Consider the following 24,124-nt stretch of genomic DNA (forward strand, 5'->3'; position numbering starts at 1 on the left):
GCCAAATAATTTATTCCCGCAGGCAACGAGCCGTATGAGCGCGTTTGGGAATCATTTGGCGACTGCGGCTTTTGCAAAAGTACAAACACGGTTGCCTGCGGTGTAGTTTTCGACTTGACCATTTATGAAAAAGGAGATTTCACCTATGAAAAAATTACCTCTGCTCTGCTGGCTCTTTGGAATTAATTTCTTTATCAGCGCTTTTACTTTCGGGGGCGGCTATGTAGTCATTCCTATGATCCGGAAATATTTTGTGCAGAACAAGAACCTGCTTTGCGAATCCGAACTTCTGGATATGGCTGCAATCGCACAGTCCTCACCAGGTGCAATTGCCGTCAATCTCTCCGTGCTCGCAGGCTATAAAACCGCCGGGCTTAAAGGCGCCATTATCAGCGGACTAGCTTCTGTCCTGCCCGCACTTCTCATATTATCCGTGATCAGTGCCGGTTATCAGGCATTCCGCGACAATACGGTGGTATCTGCCGTTTTAAAAGGAATGGAGGCTGGTGTCGCAGCTTTAATCGTGGATCTGGTCTACGATATGTGCCGCAATATTTTTAAAGAAGGCCGGTTGTTTTTTTCAATTTTAATTCCTCTGGCTTTTATTGCCAGCTTCTTCCTGCAGATAAATGCTGCACTGATCATTGCAGCCAGTGCCCTGCTCTGCCTGCTGGAATGCTTTATACGCAGAAATGAGGTGACTGTATGACAAAGCTGCTGCTCATGCTTTTTTACAGATTTACCCAGATCGGGCTGTTCAGCATCGGAGGGGGCTACGCCACAATTCCCCTGATCCAGGAACAGGTGGTTGAACTGGAACACTGGCTTACACTTCAGGAGTTCACCGATATCATTACAATCTCCCAGATGACACCCGGACCTTTGGCAGTCAATACCTCCACTTTTACGGGACTTAGAATTGCAGGCATCCCGGGGGCTGTTACCGCAACTATTGGATGTATTCTGTCCGGCTTTATCATATCTATATTCCTGTACCGCTTTTTCAATAAATACCGCAGTAATCGCTATCTGTTCCAGGTATTAAACGGATTAAAAGCGGTATCCGCAGGACTGATTGCATCCTCTGCAGGTGTAATCCTTCTGCTTGCTTTTTGCGGTACATCTGAATTAGATATTTCCGCTCTGCATCCGGATATATTCGCCTGTTGCCTCTTTGGTGCCTGCCTGCTCCTGCTTCGCAAATGGAAATGGAATCCCATTCTGGTTATGGTGCTTTCTGGTATCGCTGGCTATTTTATCTACTAGTACTACTGGGAACAAATTCTTCTTAAATTGGGGTTTTGTTGAGGAAGGGACGCTTTGTAGATGTAGGTAGTGTACGGAAAGAGAAGGGGGCGGACCAGGACATTGGTTTGGAATGCTTACCGCAGAACTGGCATTTTCTAACCTTCCCGGAGCACTTTTTGGCGGCACGCGGGCATTCGCTCCGAAATCCTGATGCATTTCGCAGCTCACTGCCCGCTTACAATCCGATGGGAGCCAGTCGAATTGTATCCGCCAAAAAGCACTCCGGGAAGATAAGTAAATGCTCAGCTCTGCTATACGCATTCCAAACCAATGTCCTGGTCCGCCCCCTTCTCTTTCCGAGATAGCATTCGTTGATACAAAGCTGGTTTTCTCAGCATGATAGGACCCTAGGGTTATGGCATGCCGGACGCGATTGGCGTAAAGCAACTGATCTTAAGAATTAATTTGTTTTTCATTCTGTAATCAGAAAAAGGAGCAAACTTTCATCTTCTTTTACGCAAACAGCCGAAACATACTGCGCAGCATCCAATAAAGAACAGCCCGTCACAGCCCAAGGGTCTCCATCAGGCTGAGAAAACCAGCTTTGTGGCAGTAAACTGAATCTCGGAAAGATGGGAGTGGGAAGCTTGTATGGGCGGAGGAAGCGTAGAGCAGAGCTGAGTATTTACTTACCTTTCCGGAGTGTTTTTTGGCGGATAGTATTCGACTGGCTCCCATCGGATACTAAGCGGGTACTGAACCGAGAAATGCATCAGGATTTCTCGGTGAATGCCCGCGTGCCGCCAAAAAGCGCTTCGGAAAGGTTAGAAAATACCAGTTCTGCGGCCAGCTGACGGAGTCCATACAAGTTTCCCACTCCCATCTTTCCGTTGCACCATCTCCATCTGCAAAGCGTCCCCTTCCTCAGCCAAACCCAAATATAATAAACCTGCAGTGAGTCTCGCTTTCAAGTAATGACTCATAAGATTGTTTGGAATAGCGGCCCATAAGCCATACGTAAAATTTATTACAGCAAAAACAGCCGGTTGGATATTACTTACGATCCAACCAGCTGTTATAATTTACCTTTCTTCCTGCCTGCTTTTACTCTGAAAGATAAAGATTTACTTTCTGCATCACTGCTTTTACCGCTTCATCGATACTTGTAGTTCCATTCAGGCAGCTATCCGCTGCACCGTTCACTGCTTCCCGTATAATGCTGTCTGTGTTTGCAGGTGTAGTCAGACCTTCGGCTAAAGCCTTAAATTCTGCAGCCTGTTCCTCTGTGGGCCATTTCAGCTCAAGAGAGAGATCTACACCATTTTCGCTAACGGTTGATATCGCTATCCCAGGAACACTATTACCGGCTTCCGCTGTGAAAATTTGATCAAAAGCTGCTTTGTTTACCGGGAATCCGCCTCCCTGGCTTACGGTCTGGGCATCTTTGGATAACATGTAGGATGCCAGTTTTTCGGCAGACTCTTTGTTCGCTGCCTTACTGCTGATACCAATCATAGTACCTGGTACAAAGACTTTGGAAGCCTGTCCATCCAGTGTTTTATAACCACTGTCTTTTAACTTTTCATTTACAGCCACTACCTGCATAAGATCATTTATGGAATTGATATTTCCTATATTTGCCATGGTGGTTCCTGCAAGGTAGCTCATGGAATTATCTGCAATTCCACTCATGTGTGATAAACCGCTAATATTCATAGTAATAGAGTTATAGCTATCTGTCTGTTCTTTCTTATCGAGATCATAGATTTTCTTTAGCTGGGTAAAAAATTCTTTTAATGCATCTTCCTTTAAGGTTCCGTCTTCCTTTATCCACTCGCTGGCGGATGTATCATACAAGCGTTTTACTAAATCTTCCGGTTGTTTACTTCCCAGAATATCTTTATCTGCATTTTCCTGTTTCAAGCCTTGCAAAGTATCTGCCAGAGTCTTTAAATCTTTGATTCCATCCAGGTTTTTCTTATCAGACTGAATTCCCGGTACCATAAATCTGGTTGGAATTGCATATATTTTACCATCCATTTCATATGGCTTTGTGATATTTTCCAGGAAACCGTCCTGCCCTGATACCTTCTTTATGATTTCGCTCATATCTGCCAGAAGTCCTTTATTCTGATAAGATTCTATGGACATTCCATCTAAAACGAATAGATCAGGTCCTTTTCCAGCCATAATATTTGTATTTAATGTTCGGATTGCATCGGACACCGTGACTCCATCATCGCCGGTAAGTCCAACTTCATAATTCACTCGGATGTCCGGATTTTGTTTCTGGTATAATGCAATTGCCTGCCGCACTTCTGCATTTTCATTCAGAGAATAGATTTTTACTTCTTTTTCCGGAACAGACGGCGTATCTTCAGAATATGTATACCGAACCAGATGGCTGCTCATATCTTTCCAGTAAGCCAGGAAGAACGCACCGTCTTTCATTGCTGACAGATTGCTTAATGTAACACTTGGATCCGCCATTGAATTCAGAGATCCGTCTATCAGCTGTTCAGATACATTACCGCCAAGGACATGACGGAAAATACCATCTTTGTTACAATAGTATAAAATATTATCTTCTTTCCCCCCCTGCAGAAGAACAGCCGAATTGCCCCCGCCAAATGAAATGCCGCCGTTTTCATTATTGGTACCCAGCTGTTCGTTTAAAACTTCATCTTTTTCCAGGGCGCTTCCGGTGGTCATATCATAGTAAAAAACCCCGCTGCCTGCATATGCTGCCAATGTATTTCCCACAAAACCGGTATTTGTAAAATATGCGTCACTATTTTCAATAGACCTTAGCACTGCTCCGTTTGCCGAGTCTATTATATGAATTTTCCCATCCATCCCCATTCCTACCAGATTGTTATCCGGCGCATATTTCCAGCTATTCAGATACTGGGGTATTTCCATCTGGGAAATTTGTCCCGTACTTTGTCCTGCACTTTCGCCTACACTTTCGCCTGCACTTTCAGCTCCGGTCTGAACCTCAGTATTATCAGCTTCCTCCATTTCCCTACTGCTCATCTGTATATCCAGTTTGTCTGCTCCGCCTTCTTCCTGCCCTTCACTGACCGGTTCCTGATTGGAAATATTTGTACTCTGCCCCCCGCCACTGCTGTTTCCAAGGGCTACCGGTAACGGAACGGCTTTACCGGAATCATCCATAGTCCAGTAACCGGTCTCAACGGCGCCCTGTCCGCTTTGCATATCCACCTTAGAATAATCGGTAGTAATTGCAGCTGCGCCTCCCTTTGGCGACAGGGCTACGGAAGTTAAATATTTCATTTCGTTTCCTTTTAATTCTTCCGGATAATCAAATACTTTATCCCATTTCTTTCCCTGATCCTTTGTCTCCCAGACTCCGCCGGTATAGTTTTCCCCCATTCCTGCTAACCGCAGGCTTCCATCTTCCATTTCACACAATGCCTGTATATCTGTAATACCCTCCGGAAGAACTACATCCTCTTCCAGATACCTTCCCATAGCTGCAGCCTCTTTTGTATTTCCATTATCAGTGCCATTACTGCCATCCGACTGCTCAGTTCCATTTGAGGAACACCCTGTTAAGAAGGTTGTTAACAGCATTGCTGCCATTACCACTCCTGCCATCCTTTTAAGAATCATCTCACTGTAACCTCCTGTTTGTTAGAATGATTTTTCTTTGCGCTTTTGCACGTTCTTATCCTAACAAAACCTTTTGTGGATGTTTTGTATTTTATATGTGTTTTATATGGAGAATGTAAAAGCTACACCATTGAAAGTATTTTCTATTCTATAGTCGGCTTTGTGAAGTTCCAGGATCATTTTGACAATATACAGCCCAAGTCCACTGCCGCCGGTGTTTCTGTTTCTGGATTTTTCAACACGGAAAAATGCTTCAAAAATGCGTGGGACTGCTGCTTCATCCAGATGTACACCGGAATTCTCCACCCTCACCGTCAATTTTTGGTCCTCTTTATATGCTTCAATCTGAATTTTTGCTCCATCCGGTGAATAGTGGATGGCATTGCTGATAATGTTATTTAATGCCTTTTGCAGAAGCTTCTTGTCTCCACGTGCATAGAGGTCATTGCTAATGTGGTAAGAAACCTCCATATCCTTTTGGATAAACAAATCATCCTGTCTATGGGCACAATCCTTTACCATATTTCCCAGGTTAAATTCTTCCATTTGGGGCATAAACCCCGACGCTTCCATCCTGGATACCGTCAGAATCTCCTGCACCATGTCTTCCATCGTACAGGCAACTGAATAAGATCTGGCAAGATATTTATCCCTATTTTTATAGATACCAACCTGATACATCATTCCTTCCAGCTGCCCTTTCATAACAGTAATGGGCGTCTTTAATTCATGAGATACGGCAGAGAAAAATTCAAGCCGTTTTTGCTCCAGTTTACGTTCTGTTTCAATATCCTTCTGCAACGATTCGTTTGCACTTTTCAGTTCGCTTAATGCGGTAGATAACTTCAGGGACAGTTCATTCAGGCTTGAGGACAGTACCCCGATCTCATCATTGCGTTTTTCATCACAGATCCAGTTAAACTCCAGGTCAGACATCTTTTTTGATATTTTGCTAAGGCGTACTACCGGTCTTGTGATATACCTGGAATATAAATAGGCAGTCAGCGTAGATATAAATACAATGACAACGATCAGCCAGGGCAATATTTTATTCATCGCCTCTACCGCCTGATTCACAAACCGGTACGCTCCTAATACGTAAAGTTCATATTCTTTATCTGATCCGGAAAACGTAACTGGTTTCTGCATACCATAATCAACGCTGGCACTTGTAGTCATGACGGATATATCCACAGGATTCTCAATAAAACCATAGTTGTCTGTGTTTGTTGCAAGGGCATTCGAATAAGCCAGCTGGTTATCATCAGACTTCTCTTCTGTTTCTTCTGATGATTCTTTTTTTACAGCGCTTCTGTCAATTACTTCAACTGTTTCAATCGCCTCGTTTCCCGTAGTAGCTGAATGCATTGAGCCAACAGCAATACTGCTTGCATCTGCAGCAGAATTCTGCTCCTTTTCATTGATAGTGATGGCCAGCATTGACTGTTTTCCAATGGTTTCTACAAATCCTGACTGCACGCTGCCCGGGCGCTGGATTTCATTGCCTTCAGCATCCAATAATTGCAGGTCTACCGTATTGTTTACAATAAAATCATCAAATAGCGGACCACTGTCCTCAAATTTTATATTCTCTAAATCTGCCACAAGAGCATCCGTCTTTTTATCCATGTCCTCGCTGATTCCATAAGTATAGGTCTGCGGCATAAAATAAGCGATAAAACCATATGTAACACCACAGACGCAGATCAGTATCAGGCTGGTAATGAGAAATATTTTAAGTGTAAGGCTTCCTCTAATACGTTTTATCAATCCGATATCCCACCCCTCTGATTGTCTCAATATAATCTACATCCAGTTTCTTCCGTAAATTTTTTATATGGGTATCTACAACCCGCTCATCGCCATAAAAATCATATTTCCAAAGTCCGTTCAGCAGCGCCTGCCTTGTCAGGACTTTGCCCTGATTTTGAAGCAGCTCCCGGAGAAGTTCAAATTCTCTCTGTGTCAACTCTATGTTTTCACCGTCAACGAATACTTTATAACCGTCCAAATCCAGTACCAGATTCCGGTATACCAGCTGATTTGTCTCCTGTACAGGGGAAGTCCGCCGAAGTACCGCCTCAATCTTACGGATCAGGATCTGCATGGAAAATGGTTTGGTAATATAGTCATCAACCCTCAGATCATAGCCTTTCACCTGATTTTCTTCACTGTCCAAAGCCGTCAGCATTACAATAGGAACGGAAGATTCCTGGCGGATTACCTCGCATACACCATATCCGTCAATTTTAGGCAGCATAATATCCAACAGTACCAGATCAAAGGGACGGCCATGGAAGCTGGTAATTCCCGCAACTCCGTCACCCGCCACCGTGACCTTATACCCGGAATCCTCCAAAAATGCCGTTAACAGTTCCTGTATATCTGCTTCATCTTCTATGACAAGTATCTCTTTCATATCACACCTCTTATTATATTAAAGAATCAACGTAATTTTATCATACTTTTTTGTGTTTTGTGTGAAGTTTCAGTATTTGTCCCGGGTAATTTATGACATAAAAAAAGATGGATGCCACAGGGACATTCATCTTTTTCACAATTTCTTCTGTTATTCATCGCAGGTCAAGTATCTTCCCATTGCATCTGCCCCCATTATAGCGGCATACACGTCCTCCGGTGTAACTTCAAATGGCATATTGTGTATGGTTTCACCAGGCGCGCATGCAAGCTTTGCAGCATCCATGATTTTTTCCGGTTTTACTTCCTTTATGCCAAGGCCTTCCAGGGTCACCGGCAGGCCCACTTCCTCGCAAAAACCAATTACCGTATCGATTTCATCTGAATCTGCATCTTCCAATATCAGCTGAACCAGGGTACCAAACGCTACTTTTTCCCCATGATACAATGAATGTGTTTCTTCAATGGCTGTCAGTCCGTTGTGGATCGCATGTGCTCCTGCCAGGCCGCCGCTTTCAAAACCGATACCGGACAGATAAGTATTTGCTTCAATAATATTTTCTACGGCTTTTGTACACACTTTTTCTTTTACAGCCAATGCTGCCGATAAGCCGTTTTCCAATAATGTGTCATAGCAAAGCTCAGCCAGCGCCATAGCCGCTTTTGTGGACTTTCCTCCCACACAGTTGGCTGCATTTGATTTCTGGCAGGCTCTGGCTTCAAAATAAGTAGCCAGTGCATCTCCCATTCCTGCAATTAAAAGCCTGGAAGGTGCCTTGCTGACAATATCCGTATCCACCAGAACCATGTTCGGGCTGGAGGGAAGGAACAGATATTCTTCAAATAGCCCTTCCTCTGTATAGATTACGGAAAGTGCGCTGCAAGGTGCATCGGTGGACGCTATGGTTGGTACAATGATAACCGGCTTATTCATATAATAAGCTACTGCTTTTGCAGTATCGTGGGTTTTTCCCCCGCCGATTCCAACGATGACTTCTCCGTTCTTTTCCCTGCATGCATCTATAATCCGATTAATCTCAGTTTTGCTGCATTCTCCCCCGAATACTTCATAAGTAACTGCACAGGAAGTATCTTTCATCCCTTCATTTATGACAGGTTCTACACGTTTTCTCCCGGATTCACTTGTTAAAATAAATAGGTTCTTTCCACATTTTTCTGCATGGCTGCAGAGATTTTTTAATTCACCTTTTCCTTGTATATAACGGCTTGGGCTTCCAATTATATTTGCCATGTTGCTTTCCTCCTTATAAATAATGTAATTGTCTGTTTATCCATATTCTTATCTTTATGTAAGGAACACGGACCGTACGGTATTTATTATATCACGCTGCATGGTGAAAGTAAATTCCGGGCAGATATAAAACCAGCAAAACGTCATACATAAAACCAGCCGGGACGGCCGAACCATAACTCAAACTCTTAAAAGGGTTTGAAGCCTGCTTCTGCATCCCGGCTGGTTTTACATATCGGGCTATTCTTTCATTTTTGGCTTAAATACCAAACTTGCCAGATAAGAGAACACCAGTGCCGCACACACACCTACTGCACTGGAAGTAAATCCCCCCATGAATATCCCAATAAATCCGTCCGTCTCGATTGCTTTCTTAACACCGTTCCACAATACATTGCCCCAGCCCAGAAGCGGAACACTTGCACCGGCTCCTGCAAATTCCTGGAATGGTCCGTAGAGCCCCACTGCTCCCAGTACCGCTCCCAGACACACAAGAATAACCATGATGCGTCCCGGCATCAGTTTTGTTTTTTCCATCAGGATCTGTACCAGTGCACAGATCAGTCCGCCCACCCAAAAAGCATTAATATATTCCATAACTATCTCCTTTGCTGACAATCCCAGGTGTTAGCAATGCTCGATCACTACACCATGCGCTATTCCCGGTACACTCTGACCTTCGTTAAAACTGGTAGGTGACAGCAGTGCACCGGTTGGTACGAATAACACCCTTTTCCAGGCTCCCTTTTCCACATTAGGGAGTATTTTAGCCGCCAGAGTGACTGCTGAACATCCGCATCCGCTTCCACCGGAATGAGTATCCTGTGTCTCTCTGTCATAAATTTCAATACCACAGTCCATATGCACACGGCTGATATCAAAGCCTTTTTCTTTCAATAAATCAATCAGGATAGTCTGTCCCACATATCCAAGATCTCCTGTAATGATTTTGTCATAGTCATCCGGCTGGCGGTTGAAATCCATCAGGTTCTGATAGATGGTGTCACAAGCTGCCGGCGCCATACATGCTCCCATATTCAGGGAGTCTTTTACACCGTAATCTACAATCTTTCCTGTCGTAATGCCGGTAATTCTTGCATGTCCTCCTTTTTTAGCCAGGATAAATGCCCCGCTGCCGGTGACTGTCCAAGTCGCTGCCAATGGCCGCTGGTTTCCATATTCCAGAGGAAAACGGAATTGCTTTTCTGCACTTCCAAAATGACTGGATGTAACCGCCATCACATAATCGGCATAGTCTGCGCTGACCGCCATTGCTCCAAGTGACAGTGATTCCCCACAGGTGGAGCATGCTCCATATAATCCAAACATTGGAATGTTGAAATTCATTACACCAAAGGAGGATGCAATCAGCTGCCCCAAAAGGTCTCCGCAAAAAACATACCGCATCTGGGTTGGCAGCAGTTTTGCTTTTCCAAGTGCCAGCTGACATGCTTCTCTTTGCAGCGTACTCTCTGCTTCTTCCCAGGTATTTTCACCAAAGGATGCTTCTTCTCCGACCAGGTCAAATAATTTCCCAAGAGGACCCTCACCCTCTTTTTTCCCGACGATAGATGCCGCACTTATAATATGAGCGGATTTATCAAATTTTATACTTTGCTGCCCTGCTATCTGAGTCATCCTACCACCCCCGTAATTCTTAGAATATAATAGATTAAACCAAGTGCCCAGCTGGTAAATACACCATATAAAATTACAGGACCGGCGATGGTAAAGATCTTACATCCAATTCCGAATACCTGACCTTCTTTTTGAAATTCTATTGCAGGAGCTGCCACTGAATTTGCAAAACCGGTAATCGGAACCAGCGTTCCTGCACCACCGAATTTTGCTATTTTAGGATAAATATTAAATCCTGTCAGAATCACACTGATTAGAACCAGAAGCATGGAACACCAGCTTCCCGCCGTCTCTTTGTCAAGTCCCATATTAGATGCATAGTTTAATATAAATTGTCCAATGACGCAGATAATTCCACCTACCAAAAACGCCTTAGCCATATTTGCCCAGAGATTGTGAGTAGGTGTTACTTTCTTGACGTAATCATTATACTGTTGATTTTTTCTCTCTTTTAAAACATCCGCCATTATAATACTTCCTTTCGTCTTTATCTCCCTGAATAGCACAAGCTGCGCTATTCCTTAATCAGTATTTTGAAAGCGATTTTCTTTCAAACCTCTGCTTCATGCAGTATGCAGATTGTTTTTACCACCTCATATAGAATTGCAGCAGGCTGCTCAGAGTCTTTCCAAGCGCTATGGTAATCATAATAAAGCTTACTCCCTTTACCAGACCGATACGCCTGAAAAAGATAGGAAAAATATTGACTACTTCCGCAAGCGCTAAAATCCAGCCTCCTACAAACATTCCGGAACATATTCCAATAATGGAAAGTCCTAAGCCGCCCAGTGGAATACTAACATTATAAACAGTAAGCAGATTTCCAAATAAACCTCCAAATAAAATACAGGTTTCAAATATCCGGATATGTTTCCCCGTATGAGTAACCCCAATCAGTCTGTTTATAATTCCAAGTCCGGCGATCAGCGCGATGACGCCTCCTGCTATGACAAAACCGGAACTGAAAGCTATGAGGGCTAATATTAAATGTGTTAACATATTTTACCTCCTGAGTATCACAAGCTTACTTGCAATATTGTCCTCACTTTCTCCTATTGTTTCATTTTCTTCTCATTCTTCGGTTCACGGTTGCTGGATTCAATCAGCGCCTTATTAATATCATCTTCATAGGTACGCATCTGCACTTCCATAGGCGTAGGATCCGCAGTAAGTTTTTTCCCTGCAAAATGGTTAAAGAATATGATAATTCCAAGACCAAGCCCTATCGAATATGAAATTTCCAGTATCGTAAATCCATCCGAAACAGTCCCGGTAAACTGTTCGTAAAGCTGAGCAAATAATTTGGTGATACTAACATCATTATTAAATGTCATAATGGAAAAACCTGCTCCGAAAAAAGACAGAAAGCACACAAATATAGTCTTTATCCAGCTGAATGCCTGACTGGGCTGTTTGGACTTTTCATAGGTAATGATAAAATCCGCCTCACCAATGTTGTTTACCTCAAGACTTGGATAAACCGCATGGATCTGGGTTATAATTTCCATTACAGACATGACATGGCGCCCTGGCTTGTTTCCGGTAGGATTATCCAGTTTCAAGGTTTTTATCTTATTTTCAATAGCCTTGTTACTGCACTCTAACTGGGCAATATCCTTTAAAAATACACAATCGTCATGCACCTGGACATTTTGATCTATCTTTAAATACAGTGTATCATTCGTCATATCATTTCCTCATTCTCTTTCATCTGAAATGTATTGACAAGGGTTCCTTTCATCTGGCCATCATGATTATTCAGATAGGTCATATAATAAAAGATTCCTACAATTGCTGCCACGATCATGAAAAGCGCAAATCCCTTCGCAATTTTTTTATACATTTTTCTCACTTCCTTTTTCCATCATTTTTGTTTATTATTTGAATTTTAGCAAAAAATATACGGGGAAATTATGATATCTTTCCCCGCATCTTTTTCAGTATTTTCTTTTCAAGCCTGGAAACCTGTACCTGGGTCATTCCCATTGCCGCCGCAACCTGTACCTGAGTCTTGTCGCCAAAGTAGCGAAGATAGATCAGCGAACGCTCCTGGGCATCTAAGGAATCCAGCAGTTCTTCCAGCACAATATGATTAAGCAGCTCCTCGTTTTTATTCTCCTTTTCCTCTAATTTATCCATCAGCAAGATTGCACTTCCGTCTCCCTGATAAATTGTTTTATGCAATGATTCTACTTCGGCTGATGATTCCATTGCCAGTACAATATCTTCTTTTGCAGCGCCAATCTCGGCTGAAATTTCTTCTAAAGTCGGCTCTCTGCCCATCTTTTTTTCCAGCGCTTCCCTGGTGGCATATGCCTTATATGCTGTTTCTTTTAAGGAACGACTCACTTTAATCATACCGTCATCCCGTAAAAATCGTTTTATTTCTCCTGTAATCATGGGTACCGCATAAGTGGAAAACTTCACATCAAACGACAGGTCAAATTTATCAATTGCCTTAATCAGTCCGATGCTTCCAATCTGGATTAAATCCTCCATCTCATAACCACGGCCTAAGAACCGCCTGACAATGGTATAAACCAGCCCCATATTTTCCTCTACCAGTCTTTCTCGTGCATCTTTATCCCCTTGGTGTGCCTGTTCAATTAACGCAAGGGTATGCTCCATTTGCCCATCCTTTCCCGATATTAAATTTCATATTCACTTCTGGGTCTGCCTATTTTCTTTTTCATGATTACCCTGGTTCCTTCGCCGACAGTTGATTCTACTTTCACTTCATCCATAAAGGCCTCCATAAAAGCAAATCCCATCCCGGAACGCTCCGAGTCCGGCTTTGTGGTAAACAAAGGCTCCATTGCTTTTTTTACATCTTCAATTCCTCTTCCATGATCAATCACATGGATAATAAATTCATTCCCGTCAATAAAACATTCGATCAGTATCTTACATATCTTTCCCTCATATCCATGAAGGATTGAATTTGTAACTGCTTCTGAGATCGCCGTCTTAACATCTGCCACTTCTTCCAGTGTCGGATTCAGCTGCGTTACAAAAGCAGCTACCGCCACCCTTGCAAATCCCTCATTACAGGATCTGCTGTCAAATTCCAGTTTCATTTCGTTTGCATAGCTCATATTGGCTCCCCCCTTTAATTAAGCGTTGATTGCTGCGGCAATCCTTCATATATTTCAATCATTTTATAGATACCTGACAGGGTTAAAATTCTTCTCACCCGTTCATTTACACGAACTGCAATGACCGTTCCGCCCATAAACCTCATATCCTTATAGCGGCCCATAATCATGCCGATTCCGGAACTGTCCATGAAATTCGTTTTTCCAAAATCAAATACAATACTTCTTATATTCCTGCCCTGTACGATTTTATCAGCTCCTGTCCTGATCTTTTCTGCACTGTGGTGGTCTAACTCCATTGGTACCACGATTGTAAGATTCGTCCCCTTTACTTTAAAGCAATCATCCATTAGCCTAAATCCCCCTTTACTCCCCATTAATTCCGCTTCTAATGCCTTTTCTAATTCCTGTGTGTATAAATTTGATCCTTCCGGGTTCATAACAGATTCTCCATTCTCTCAAGCTGTGTAATCGGCAATGGCTGCATTAATCATAATCTTTCACTGCCGATCCAATATAAAATAGAAAAAGGACGTGTACATATTATTGTACACGTCCCCAATCTGGAGGTTCCTCATTTTGTGTGTGATACAAGCCTACTGAACGCCGTTATTATCGTCGATTCCGCCTGCCTGTCCGTTTGCTCCATTGCCGTTATTATCGGCTGTATTTCCACCTGCAGCGTTTCCGTCACCACCTGCAGTTCCATTTCCGTTTACACCGTCTGCGTTACCGCCCGGTGCGTTTGCATCTCCGCCTGCGGCATTGCCATTGGCACCTTCTGCGTTGCCGCCTGCAGCATTTCCATTTGTTCCGCCTGCAGCATTTCCGGTGGTATCACCAGTGGTTCCGCCTGCGGCATTTCCGGTAGTTCCTGCAGTATTTCCGTCGGTTGAATTATTATTTCCTTTATTAGATATAAATCCATTAATATTATTAGCAGCTGCTTCTGCCGGGAATTTTTCTATTAACTGTTTAAATATCTTATCTGCATTGGTTGTATCCTGGGTGTTATAATAGGCAAATGCCAGATAATACATCGCATTCCATGATTCAGGATCCGTCTGGCTTGCAAGCGTCAACTGCTCAATGGCTGTTTTATAATCACCTGCAGCATATGCTGTAGATCCTTTACTGTATTGCTCTGCATATAACGCATCCTTAACCCCTGCCATAATCTGCTCATACAGCTCTTTTGCAGAACCATCCAGGCTTTTTGCGTCCACATTGCTAAGTGCAGTAGCCGCACCTGTCTGATCTCCTTTAATCAGCAGATTTGCAGATTTCAAAAGATCTTCATACCCCGTAGCTTTCGCCTTCGCTTCGTCCATGGTCTTATTTGCAGAGTCCACTTTTGCCTGATAACCATCAATTTCTTCCTGAAGCTTCACATTCTTTGCATTTTCAGATGCCAGCTTTGTATTTGCCTCTGTAACTTGCTTTGTGGCCGTTTGATTAACGCTCTGCTTAATCGCCGGTACCGCCAAAAACCATACGATTGCGCCTCCCAGAAGGAGTCCCAGAAAAATGTTGATAAATGTTGCAATCGTGGAACTGTCACGAAACGGTGTAGGCTGTATGATGGTATCATTTCCGCTTAAATACGTCATGGGACCTGTGAATTTCTTCTCCATGGCATCTTTTGCATAGCGCTTCCGCCTTTTTACATCCAGGCTTGTCCCTATGCCGGTCGCATCTTCTATCTCATGCAGATACCGCAGTGTGGTAGTGTTCGTGGCATCAATCCGGATCGCTTTTCGCAAAAGCTTCCTGGCACGTTCATACTCCTGCTGCTTCAGATAAAGCAGCGCCAGAAGATGGTAACCTTTGATCAGCTTTGGATTCTGTGTCAAAACTTTTTTCAGCTGAATGACCGCCATATCTTCATTATCCTGCCTGCAATACTGCAGTGCCTGATTGTATTTGCGGATGGTATGGTTTATCGTATCCAGTTTATTTTTATTCGCCTGCAGTTTGGTTATGTAGCCGTCCGCAGCATTTTCCGGCACCTGCAGATTTTTACTGATTACCCATTCACTCAGTGCCGAAACAACCTCGCCCATTTCATAGTAAACAAGTCCCAGTAGATTTCTGGCATCAATATTTTCTTTATTAAATTTCAAACTTCTTTTCAGGCAAGCAATCGCTCCAGATAAATCACGAACCGTTGCCTTTTCCAATCCTTCATTATAGAGAAGGTTAGAAATTCTTATGGTTCTTTTCTGTAAGCTGATATCCGCCCCACATCCGGTACAATAATCTATGGCAGATAAGGGGGTGCCGCAATAAATACATCTCATATGATTCCCCTTATTTTCTCTTTTTCTTTTCTTCCTGTATCAATTCCTTCAGGATATCGGTAATATCGGTAAAGTCTCTGTTGTAAATGGCGTCTTCTGCTTCATTTACATCCAGGCTCGGATGAAATTTCTTCAATTCTTCTTCATAATCAATCATTTGTAATTCTCCTCAATTATTCCTTTAATCTCGCCGACCAGATATAAAGAACCTACGCAGAATAATAATCCATCCTGCCTCTTATCCAGTGCTTTTGCGAATGCTTCCTTAATATCAGGAATTTCTGTGACTGCTGCCTGTGTATATCGCTGGAAAATATCTGCCAGCTGCTCTGCAGGCACAATTCTGTCTCCCTGGATTTCGGTAACAATTACTTCATCCAATTTCGCTGATTTACAAATGGACTCTATCATGGATTCGTAGTTCTTCTCCACCACTGCCGAGAACAGCAATACCACTTTTCGTCTGCTATCCACTCGTCCCAGTGTCTTAACAAACTCGTCCACTCCTGCCGCATTATGTGCGCCATCCAGAATTACTCCCGGCATAACCGTCTCCATTCTGCCTGCCCAGGTTGTATAAGCAATACCGTCAACAATCGTCTGAAGCTGAATTTCCTGCTTAAGGTCAATCACTTTAATCGCCAGCATCGCCAGTGAACTGTTCACTACCTGATATGGAGCAATGTAAGGAACTGTAACCCTGACATTTTTATAATAACTACAATTCAGGGAAAAATCAATGCTTTTATCCGTATTTACTAAAATTTCATACATTTCTTCATAGAGCGGATACGTCTGTGCATGCAGTTCTTTTGCTCTTTTTTCAATGACTTCAGCCACATTTGTATTCCTTCCGTCATAGATGACAGGAACACCTTCTTTGATGATTCCAGCCTTTTCGAATGCAATCTTTGCAATGGTATCGCCCAGTATTTCCGTATGGTCCAGACTGATGGATGTTATGATAACAGCCAGTGGTTTCTCTACGATATTCGTAGCATCCAGGCGGCCGCCAAGTCCCGTTTCCAATACCACATACTCCACGTCAGCCTCCTTGAAAGCCACCATGGCAACGGCAAATAATATTTCAAAATAAGTAGGATGGAAGAAGCCGTCCTCCTGCATTTCCTCTATGGCTGCCCACACCTGCCGGTATGCACCTAAAAAGGCTTCGTCCGATATGGGGACATTATTGATCTGAAACCGCTCATTTATTTTGACCAGATGAGGGGATGTAAACAGACCTACCCTTTTATCAGCCTTGTCCAATATAGAGGAAAGGAAAGCACAAACAGATCCTTTTCCGTTTGTACCAGCCACATGTATGATCTTCATGCCACGTTCCGGTCTGCCAAGACGCTCCATTAATTCAATCGTGTTTTCCAGCTTATTTTTTTTCGTAAATTTTGGAACACTCAATACGTATTCCACTGCTTCTGTATAGTTCATTTCATGGTCACTCCGCTTTCGTTGTTCTTTTCCTATTATAATATAGTCTATATAATATGCAAGTAATTTTTTTCGCAATATCCGTCATCAATCGTTCTAGAGTGAACACAACTGAAAAAAGTTCAGCCCTTACCGGACGAGAAACCCGCTCGGCAAGTGCTGTCAAAAAAATTCAAAACACGCTCTAACTTACCGTTACATTACACTTTACTTTCTTTCCGCTTCCATCACAAGCCTTCGCTGTAATCACGGTCCTGCCGCGGCCCACTGCCTTGACTTTACCTTTGCTGTCCACTTTTGCCACTTTCGTGTTGGCTGACGTCCAGGTCAATTTCTTATAGGCCGGCTTTTCAGGCTTCTGCAACATATTCAACGGTAACATCAGCTACCGGAAGCATCTCATCGATACAATTTCCTGTTATTCGAAAAATTTTTTTATTACCTCCTCTTTAGTAATATATTTCACTCGTTTCTTCATATATTCTTTGACACACTTCTTGGCATGAGCCTCTTCTCCTGCCTTTTTCTCCTCGTCTCGGAAGACCGAAGCTCCGAATTCTACCATATGTATTATTTTTTTCCGTACCTCATAAATCCATTTAGAATCCAGTAAAAAATGTGTAATATTTAGACAAAAATTCGAATGTCATTTTTCTCCTGCTTCATCTATTATATAATATAGAGGCACATAAAAAAGGAGAAGAATGTATGAAAAAGAGAATGAAACGCATAACTTCAGCTGTACTGGCGGGTATCTTCATAACCAGCACGCTTTCGCTGAACTTTCCACTGAATACTTTTGCGTCAGAATCGGAGTTTGCAGAACAGAATAATATGGAGCAGGTGGAAACAGAACCGCTAACCGCAGAAACTCCGGGGATAGAACTCCCCCCGTCTGAAGCAGACAGCATCACAGAACAGAATACAGTAGTTGAAACCGAGGTTTCCATTGACAGCATCTATTCTGAAACAACTGCAAAAGCTCTGGAGGGCTGGACATTGGTTGAAAATGATTCCGGTTCCATTACATATGAAGGCACCTGGAATCAATATTCCGAACAGGGACACAGCCAGGGCAGCGCTCATCAGTCCGACGCCGTTGGCGCTACCGCAAGTTATCAGTTTACAGGTACCGGGATTCAATGGATTGGACAAACAGATACAAATTTCACAAAAGCAAAGGTATACCTGGACGGTGAACTAATGGCTATGCCTGACTCCAATAACAGCCCTATGTATCAGCGTACAATCTATACGTTAATTGGTATCCCTTATGGAGAACATACTTTTGTGATAGAAAGTCAGGGGCCACCTAATTCATCTCACAATATAAATTTTATAGAATTAGATGCACTGGCTTACACTACTGACCAGACACCTGTAACAGCTGACAGCCTTATAATTAATAATTCTTCCGGCAAAATGAAAACAGGTGAAACACTACAGTTAGATGTATCCTTAAAAAAAGGAGACAGTCAAGTGTATGCAAGTGGACTTTCCTTTGCAAGTAGTGTTCCTTCTGTTGCCGAAATAAATAAAAAAGGCCTCATAACAGCCCTTTCCAACGGCAAAACCCAGATCACTGCATCCATAAATGGCTTAGAGCAATCCTTCTGGCTGGAGGTTAGATCAACACAGGTAGGAACGCTTAGAAGAGTTATCGATAGTGAACATCCTTTGTTTTATCACCATTTGTACCGCCAGTCCAATCCTGAAAATCTTGGACAAGAACCGGATTCTCTTCAGGGCGGACTTGACATTCAGACATTCTGGGACAGCCTGGATGCAGCTATGACGCCGGAAACCAAGCAGTATCAGGCAATTCTCATACATGCAGGCGGCAATATTAATGATGACGAAGACACCAGAAGATGGTATAAGATGGAAATGGAAAAGACGACAGCTGATCAAATTCCCTTTTTCCTGATGATATCCAACTCTTACACCGACCATCCTTTTGACAATGATTGGCTGGCTGAAATGTATGAACAATATCCAAATATGCTTGGCGTGGTATACTCAGAAAACCATGCATCCGTATGGCAGAACCATGGCGGATACCGAAGTGAGGAAATTGCATCTAAACTGGAATTGTCTGCGGAATACGGCGGATACGTTATCTTTGCAGATACCAACAATTATGATGAATACATGGAAAGCACTTTAAAAAATACCGTCCTCATGGAAGCTGCTAAAAAATACAGAGACAACTTCATCATTATGCCAAAGTATACCAGCCAATGGAGCATGGCAGGATATAATTCCTATCAGAGCGTTGCCATGGGTACCTGGCTGAGCGGATATGCCGGAAACTGGGGATCCTTAATTGATTCCTGGCAATGGTGGGATCTCTACTACTATAATGATCCTTTCCGCGAAAACCGCGTAGAACGTCTGGGCGGTGGAGAAGAATGCCGTCACCCATTTTCATTCCCGGAATTAAATTATCCAATCCGTATGCTGTCTGAAGCCAATTCGGGTGCTACTGTATTTTCATTTGAGCATCCCTTTTACAGTACAGCCATAGCAAGAAGTGAAAATGAACCGGCTTATACCACTCCTGCTTTTGATAACGCCATTGTACAGGCAATGGACTATATGATAGCAAACCACAGCCAGACACGTGAAGAAGTTATGAGCAGAACCAAAGTTGCATTTGATTCTGGAAAAGGTACGCTCAATAAAACAGCGGAAGCTGGTGTAAATCTGATAAAGGCTCTATACGGCGATGGGAATTTAAATCATAAAGGAGACAGATCAGATGAAAATGAAATGCTGATGATGCAGCTTACCGGAAGATATGTAATCATTCCATCTATTCCTGCCCTTGCAACGGATGAAGATAAAAAAATATTTACCGATAATGGGATACAGCTGCTGAACAAAGATTCCGTGATAGAAAAGTTCAAGAAAAATACGCTAGATGAAGTAAAAACCGGAAAAGATACCGCAACACAAAAAGCTGTGCAGGAATATTTCAACCAGTTTTACGAGGAAAACGCAACTGGTAACGCTTATGTTCAAAACATTGACAACTACTGGTTTACTTACAATAACCGCTGGACCGGATATCCGGTGTCATCTCTTGTGCAGACTGCGGATCTGAAAAATACAGAATTCAGCAATGGCATTCATGTGTCATTTGATCCTTATACCTACATTAATTTCTTAGAAACTAGCGAAAAAGTTACTGTCAATTTCAATAACTATTTCGTAGATAAAAGTGATATCTGGGAAAACTACACACAACGCTGGGATGGAGACTATAACCTGCTCTTCCAGGATTATCTGATGGAAAACTATATCCCAAAAGATAAAACCCGTGATAATGAATTTAAAAAAGCTTCCATAACATTTAAAGGCCTCCAGTCTAAACCTGAGATTCAGAATCTGACAGGGCTTAAAAATCAGTATGATGCCCCTAAAGAAACCTGGAATGAAGAGACAGGAGAATATATTTTAGAAATAAACGCAAACGGGTATATGAATTTTGAGATAGTAAAAACAACACCTGAAGAGCCGCTCAACACGTACCTCTTACTCCAGGCTATAGACAATGCCCAGGAAATCGTGCGGGATAACTACACTGCTGCTTCTTTAAACAGTTTAGACAGTGCGACGGCAAATGCTTATAAAATCATCGTTTCACTTCCGGGAGACATCACCCAGGAAACGGTGGATCTTGCAGTGGCATCCATACAAAATGCCATGAAATCATTGGTAAAAAAACCTGCTGATCTGACTGTACTCATAACCGGCATTAATCTGGCTAAGAAAATTGACCGGACAAAATACCAGGCAGGTTCCTTATCCGTATTGGATAAAGCATTGGCTGAAGCTGAACGTATTGTGAAATTAAATCCTGATATTGATGAGCAGAATACCGTCAATAACACCTTGCAGGCTTTGGCATCAGCAGTAAACAATTTAAAGGAAAATATTGTACAGCCTGAGAAAAAAGCTGATGTATCGGCATTAACCGCTGTTATTAACAAAGCCGCAAAGCTGGATAGAAATAAATACACTACAGAAACCTTAGCGGTTGTTGACAAATCTATAAAAGCAGCACAGGAATTATTGAGCATTAGTCCCAAGGCAGAATTGCAGACTCTGGTTACGATCACTACAGAATCCGCCGAAACAGCAATCCGTGGATTAAAGAGTGTCCCACAGATCCCGAAAAAGGGAACTAAAGTTACCATTGGAAATTTCGTATATAAAATTACGAGCGCCACTTCCAAATCCAGAACTGCTGCTGTTGTGAAACCAAAAAAGAATACATTTACCAAATTAACGATTCCTTCTTCTATTAAAGTAAATTCATTTACTTTTAAAGTAACCGGAATTTCTGACAAGGCTTTTCAAAAAAATAATAAGCTAACTTCCATAACAATTGGTTCAAATATCACTTCTATTGGAAAACAAAGCCTCAGTGGCTGTTCAAAGCTGAAAAAGATATTAGTAAAATCTTCATCGATAAAAACAGTGGAAAAAGATGCTTTAAAGAATATTCATAAAACAGCCACCATTCAGGTACCTGCTAAAAAATGGTCTTCCTATAAATCAAAATTTAAAAACAAAGGGCAGGCGGCAACGGTTACTTTTAAAAAATACAAATCATAAGCTGTATACTTTTCTAACTCCATATAATTAACGACAAGCGCCAGATCGTGTCTAAAAGACACTCTGGCGCTTGTCATTTTTGTAAAAGGCAGCTCAGATTTCCTCCCTGGCAATTCTCACCCAGTCTGTCAGATTCTTTGGATTCTTGCCCAATGTATGATTATCTTTCATAATAATTTCCACACAATTATCCCGGCATATACGCAGTGTCTCTCTAAGTTCACGCCGGACCTTTTCCTGATCCAGTTCAGATGATGCCAGATCAGTCGGCGATGGCTTCAGGGAATAGATATAGTCCTGCTTCAGTTTAGATGCCATTATTCTTTTATCCGCCCAGGGTGATACTGAGACTCTGCGAAGATTACTTACCTCTTTTACTATATCAAACCTCTGGTCCATTGGTTCGCAGCAGCCGTAGCACGTCAAACCAAAACGCTCCATGATTGGTTTCTGGTAGGGAAACACAAATTCTTTAAACATTTCCGCTGATACCCCAACTGTGATCTGACTCTCAGCCAGCCCCCACATATCTCTGGTGCGAACCCTGCCGGTATAATCAGATGCCGGAAGTTCCGTAGTAAAGCCAATTCCCCCGGAACCTACATAGGAATTGTCATTATTCATTGAAAAAAGATCATTTTCCTCAAGGAAATCAAGTTTTGCCATAACTCCATCCCGAAGCATTGCCATCATTTTGTGTATATTTTCTGGTTCATCATAAAAATCATACATCAGCTGCTCCATGCCTCTTAAGAAAGCTGCTTCATCCGTAAGGCCAAATGACCAAAACCATGCCGTATTTAGCTGTGTTTTCAAACTGCCCTCAAATAAATCGCAGGCAGTTTCAAACAACTCTTTTGTTGCATTGCGGTTCAAGAGAAACTCTTCCTTCTCCACCTGGGCAAGCTCACCATAGTCTTTCATAATCGCATAAATATGATAGGATTTCCCCTGCTCCATTTTTATGCCTTTTGTAAATTTAGATTCTTTTCCCTTTAAACCCCAGGATTTTACTTTGTGAACATACGGAAGTGTAAATACGGGTTCCACGACATAATCATCATTCATATGTTCGCCCCAATAAATCTGTTTTCTGATATGTAACTCCCAGTATCTGGCTATACTGTTTTCGCACTCTATCTCTTCATCCGGTATAATTTCATTCCAGCCATTTTCAGGATCACACAGAATCAGAGGGCGGGTACATTGCAGCATATTGTGCGCAGTCCACAGTTTACGCCTTTCTGACATAACCGGCTTAGCCGCTGACTCTGCCATTCTCTTAGCCAGTTCTCGTAAGATTTCCTGATCCTTTTTTGGAAAATTCAAATTGCTGTAATCAGCCATATTAAAATTCACTCTGATATTCATATGTTCCATAAACAATCACTCCATTTCAATTAAGTTCTTACTATAGATTGTACAATCTGATATAATGAGTATAGTTGAAAGAATCCTGCTTAACAATCGAAATAGTTGCTGTTCTATTATATCAAAATTGCTGTTTTTAGAGAGGTCCGATATGAATATTGAACGTAAGAGTTATGTGCTTGGAAATGAAGCCGGAGTATCTCCCGGATCCGAGTTTTTTATTGCATCAGAAGAATGCAGGGATACCGATGTCTTCAATCATCTGGTTATGTGCGGCCAGTACCATTGTATAGACGGTTATGTGATAGACCGTCTGTTTTATGACTGCATTTTTATTGCTTATATTGATCAGGGTGCCATGGATATCGATTATGAAGGATCCCACTATACCGCTTTAAAGGGGGATGTTGTTTTCATGGATTTAAAAACCCCCCACCGCTACGGCGCTGCAGGCAGCCTGTATTTTAGCTGGCTTCATATAAAAGGAACTATCTGCAATAATATTTATGAACACTATCGCAGTAAAAACGGTATTATCATCCATGACTATACCTGTAATGATATTAAAACTAATATTCGTTTTATACTTTCTTCCTTCAAAACAGGACAAATGCTGAGCAAAACAGATCTGTCCTCTGCAATCTATAAGACCCTGATTTCTTCACTTTCTGCCGAAAATAACAGCACTGCCTCAAAATCAACCAGAGTCTCCACGGTTGCTATTGAATATATGAAATATAATCTCAGCAGCAAAATCAACCTCATTGATATTGCTGACTCGGTTCACATGAGCAAATATCATTTTATACGGGTCTTTAAAAACAATACCGGATATTCACCATATGAGTACCTGCAAAAACTGCGCATGGATACTGCCAAACATCTGTTGCAAACAACAGATAAAACTATCGGAGAAATATCAAACGCTGTTGGCTACCAAAGTGAGATGGGATTCACTTCCGCTTTTAGTGAAAAAGTAGGAATCTCACCGGGAAGATATCGCAGCAGCCCGTTTTAACCGGATTCAAGATATTTCGTTACTGTTGGAAAAAGGATATTTCCGGTTGTGCTTAGAACCAGAAATATCCTTTTTA

General features: G+C 42.2%; 22 protein-coding genes. 4 read left to right on the top strand and 18 right to left on the bottom strand.

The features are described 5' to 3' along the window. Positions 1–145 precede the first annotated feature (145 nt). Both RHS_RS01175 and RHS_RS01180 read left to right on the top strand, forming a co-directional pair. Entirely contained in the window at positions 146–709 is a 564-nt protein-coding gene (locus tag RHS_RS01175) for a chromate transporter (RefSeq protein WP_044294563.1), read from the top strand. Then, entirely contained in the window at positions 706–1,266 is a 561-nt protein-coding gene (locus RHS_RS01180) for a chromate transporter (protein WP_047832119.1), read from the top strand. The genes RHS_RS01175 and RHS_RS01180 overlap by 4 nt, the downstream gene beginning before the upstream one ends. Positions 1,267–2,352: 1,086 nt before the next feature. On the opposite strand, the gene RHS_RS01185 is transcribed toward RHS_RS01180, so the two are convergent. From RHS_RS01185 to RHS_RS01255, 17 genes are all read right to left on the bottom strand, one after another. Continuing rightward, entirely contained in the window at positions 2,353–4,884 is a 2,532-nt protein-coding gene (locus tag RHS_RS01185; RefSeq protein ID WP_047832120.1) for an extracellular solute-binding protein, read from the bottom strand. A 102-nt stretch (positions 4,885–4,986) separates the two neighbouring features. Then, on the bottom strand, positions 4,987–6,654 hold the full coding sequence (locus RHS_RS29845; protein WP_395020942.1) for an ATP-binding protein: 1,668 nt from the start codon (positions 6,652–6,654) through the stop codon (positions 4,987–4,989). Then, positions 6,638–7,303 carry a response regulator transcription factor gene (locus tag RHS_RS01195; protein WP_027294435.1) on the bottom strand — a complete coding sequence of 222 codons (666 nt, stop codon included), beginning with the start codon at positions 7,301–7,303 and terminating at the stop codon, positions 6,638–6,640. The genes RHS_RS29845 and RHS_RS01195 overlap by 17 nt, the downstream gene beginning before the upstream one ends. Positions 7,304–7,453: 150 nt before the next feature. After that, the gene (locus RHS_RS01200) at positions 7,454–8,554 is read right to left on the bottom strand and encodes a glycerol dehydrogenase (RefSeq protein WP_047832121.1); all 1,101 of its coding nucleotides are present in this window, start codon (positions 8,552–8,554) and stop codon (positions 7,454–7,456) included. Positions 8,555–8,794: 240 nt separating this feature from the next. Beyond that, the gene (locus RHS_RS01205) at positions 8,795–9,151 is read right to left on the bottom strand and encodes a SpoVA/SpoVAEb family sporulation membrane protein (RefSeq protein WP_027294437.1); all 357 of its coding nucleotides are present in this window, start codon (positions 9,149–9,151) and stop codon (positions 8,795–8,797) included. A 30-nt stretch (positions 9,152–9,181) separates the two neighbouring features. Beyond that, complete coding sequence (gene spoVAD, locus RHS_RS01210) at positions 9,182–10,192, bottom strand: stage V sporulation protein AD (RefSeq protein ID WP_027294438.1); 1,011 nt, start codon at positions 10,190–10,192, stop codon at positions 9,182–9,184. After that, positions 10,189–10,659 carry a stage V sporulation protein AC gene (spoVAC, locus tag RHS_RS01215; RefSeq protein WP_027294439.1) on the bottom strand — a complete coding sequence of 157 codons (471 nt, stop codon included), beginning with the start codon at positions 10,657–10,659 and terminating at the stop codon, positions 10,189–10,191. The genes spoVAD and spoVAC overlap by 4 nt, the downstream gene beginning before the upstream one ends. A 118-nt stretch (positions 10,660–10,777) precedes the next feature. Beyond that, complete coding sequence (locus tag RHS_RS01220; protein WP_027294440.1) at positions 10,778–11,191, bottom strand: stage V sporulation protein AB; 414 nt, start codon at positions 11,189–11,191, stop codon at positions 10,778–10,780. Positions 11,192–11,244: 53 nt separating this feature from the next. Beyond that, positions 11,245–11,880 (bottom strand): stage V sporulation protein AA, encoded by a 636-nt coding sequence (locus tag RHS_RS01225; protein ID WP_047832122.1) that lies wholly within the window; start codon positions 11,878–11,880, stop codon positions 11,245–11,247. Beyond that, on the bottom strand, positions 11,877–12,035 hold the full coding sequence (locus tag RHS_RS29850) for a hypothetical protein (protein ID WP_156042916.1): 159 nt from the start codon (positions 12,033–12,035) through the stop codon (positions 11,877–11,879). Before RHS_RS29850 ends, RHS_RS01225 begins: the two co-directional genes overlap by 4 nt. Positions 12,036–12,103: 68 nt before the next feature. Beyond that, positions 12,104–12,820 (bottom strand): RNA polymerase sporulation sigma factor SigF, encoded by a 717-nt coding sequence (gene sigF, locus RHS_RS01230; protein WP_027294442.1) that lies wholly within the window; start codon positions 12,818–12,820, stop codon positions 12,104–12,106. 20 nt (positions 12,821–12,840) lie between these two features. Beyond that, positions 12,841–13,287, bottom strand: coding sequence for an anti-sigma F factor (gene spoIIAB / locus RHS_RS01235; protein ID WP_027294443.1), 447 nt, complete (start codon positions 13,285–13,287; stop codon positions 12,841–12,843). 14 nt (positions 13,288–13,301) lie between these two features. Then, complete coding sequence (locus RHS_RS01240) at positions 13,302–13,727, bottom strand: anti-sigma factor antagonist (RefSeq protein ID WP_330373713.1); 426 nt, start codon at positions 13,725–13,727, stop codon at positions 13,302–13,304. Between the two features lie 156 nt (positions 13,728–13,883). After that, positions 13,884–15,587 carry a tetratricopeptide repeat protein gene (locus RHS_RS01245; protein ID WP_395020945.1) on the bottom strand — a complete coding sequence of 568 codons (1,704 nt, stop codon included), beginning with the start codon at positions 15,585–15,587 and terminating at the stop codon, positions 13,884–13,886. Between the two features lie 10 nt (positions 15,588–15,597). Next, on the bottom strand, positions 15,598–15,744 hold the full coding sequence (locus RHS_RS29855) for a hypothetical protein (RefSeq protein WP_176731149.1): 147 nt from the start codon (positions 15,742–15,744) through the stop codon (positions 15,598–15,600). Continuing rightward, complete coding sequence (locus RHS_RS01250) at positions 15,741–17,036, bottom strand: folylpolyglutamate synthase/dihydrofolate synthase family protein (protein WP_047832123.1); 1,296 nt, start codon at positions 17,034–17,036, stop codon at positions 15,741–15,743. The genes RHS_RS29855 and RHS_RS01250 overlap by 4 nt, the downstream gene beginning before the upstream one ends. 184 nt (positions 17,037–17,220) lie before the next feature. Then, the gene (locus RHS_RS01255) at positions 17,221–17,403 is read right to left on the bottom strand and encodes an Ig domain-containing protein (RefSeq protein WP_395020948.1); all 183 of its coding nucleotides are present in this window, start codon (positions 17,401–17,403) and stop codon (positions 17,221–17,223) included. Between the two features lie 341 nt (positions 17,404–17,744). Here RHS_RS01255 and RHS_RS01260 point away from each other — a divergent pair, with 341 nt between their 5' ends. Next, positions 17,745–21,659, top strand: a complete 3,915-nt coding sequence (locus RHS_RS01260) for a glycoside hydrolase family 98 domain-containing protein (RefSeq protein ID WP_047832125.1) — start codon at positions 17,745–17,747, stop codon at positions 21,657–21,659. Between the two features lie 93 nt (positions 21,660–21,752). Here RHS_RS01260 and RHS_RS01265 read toward each other — a convergent pair whose 3' ends face one another. Next, positions 21,753–23,039 carry a hypothetical protein gene (locus RHS_RS01265; protein WP_395020950.1) on the bottom strand — a complete coding sequence of 429 codons (1,287 nt, stop codon included), beginning with the start codon at positions 23,037–23,039 and terminating at the stop codon, positions 21,753–21,755. 142 nt (positions 23,040–23,181) lie between these two features. Here RHS_RS01265 and RHS_RS01270 point away from each other — a divergent pair, with 142 nt between their 5' ends. Then, a complete protein-coding gene (locus RHS_RS01270; RefSeq protein ID WP_047832126.1) occupies positions 23,182–24,048 on the top strand; it encodes a helix-turn-helix domain-containing protein in 867 nt (288 codons plus the stop codon). Positions 24,049–24,124 lie beyond the last annotated feature (76 nt).

The sequence above is a fragment of the Robinsoniella sp. RHS genome (genome assembly GCF_001029355.1).
Lineage (GTDB): Bacteria > Bacillota > Clostridia > Lachnospirales > Lachnospiraceae > Robinsoniella > Robinsoniella peoriensis.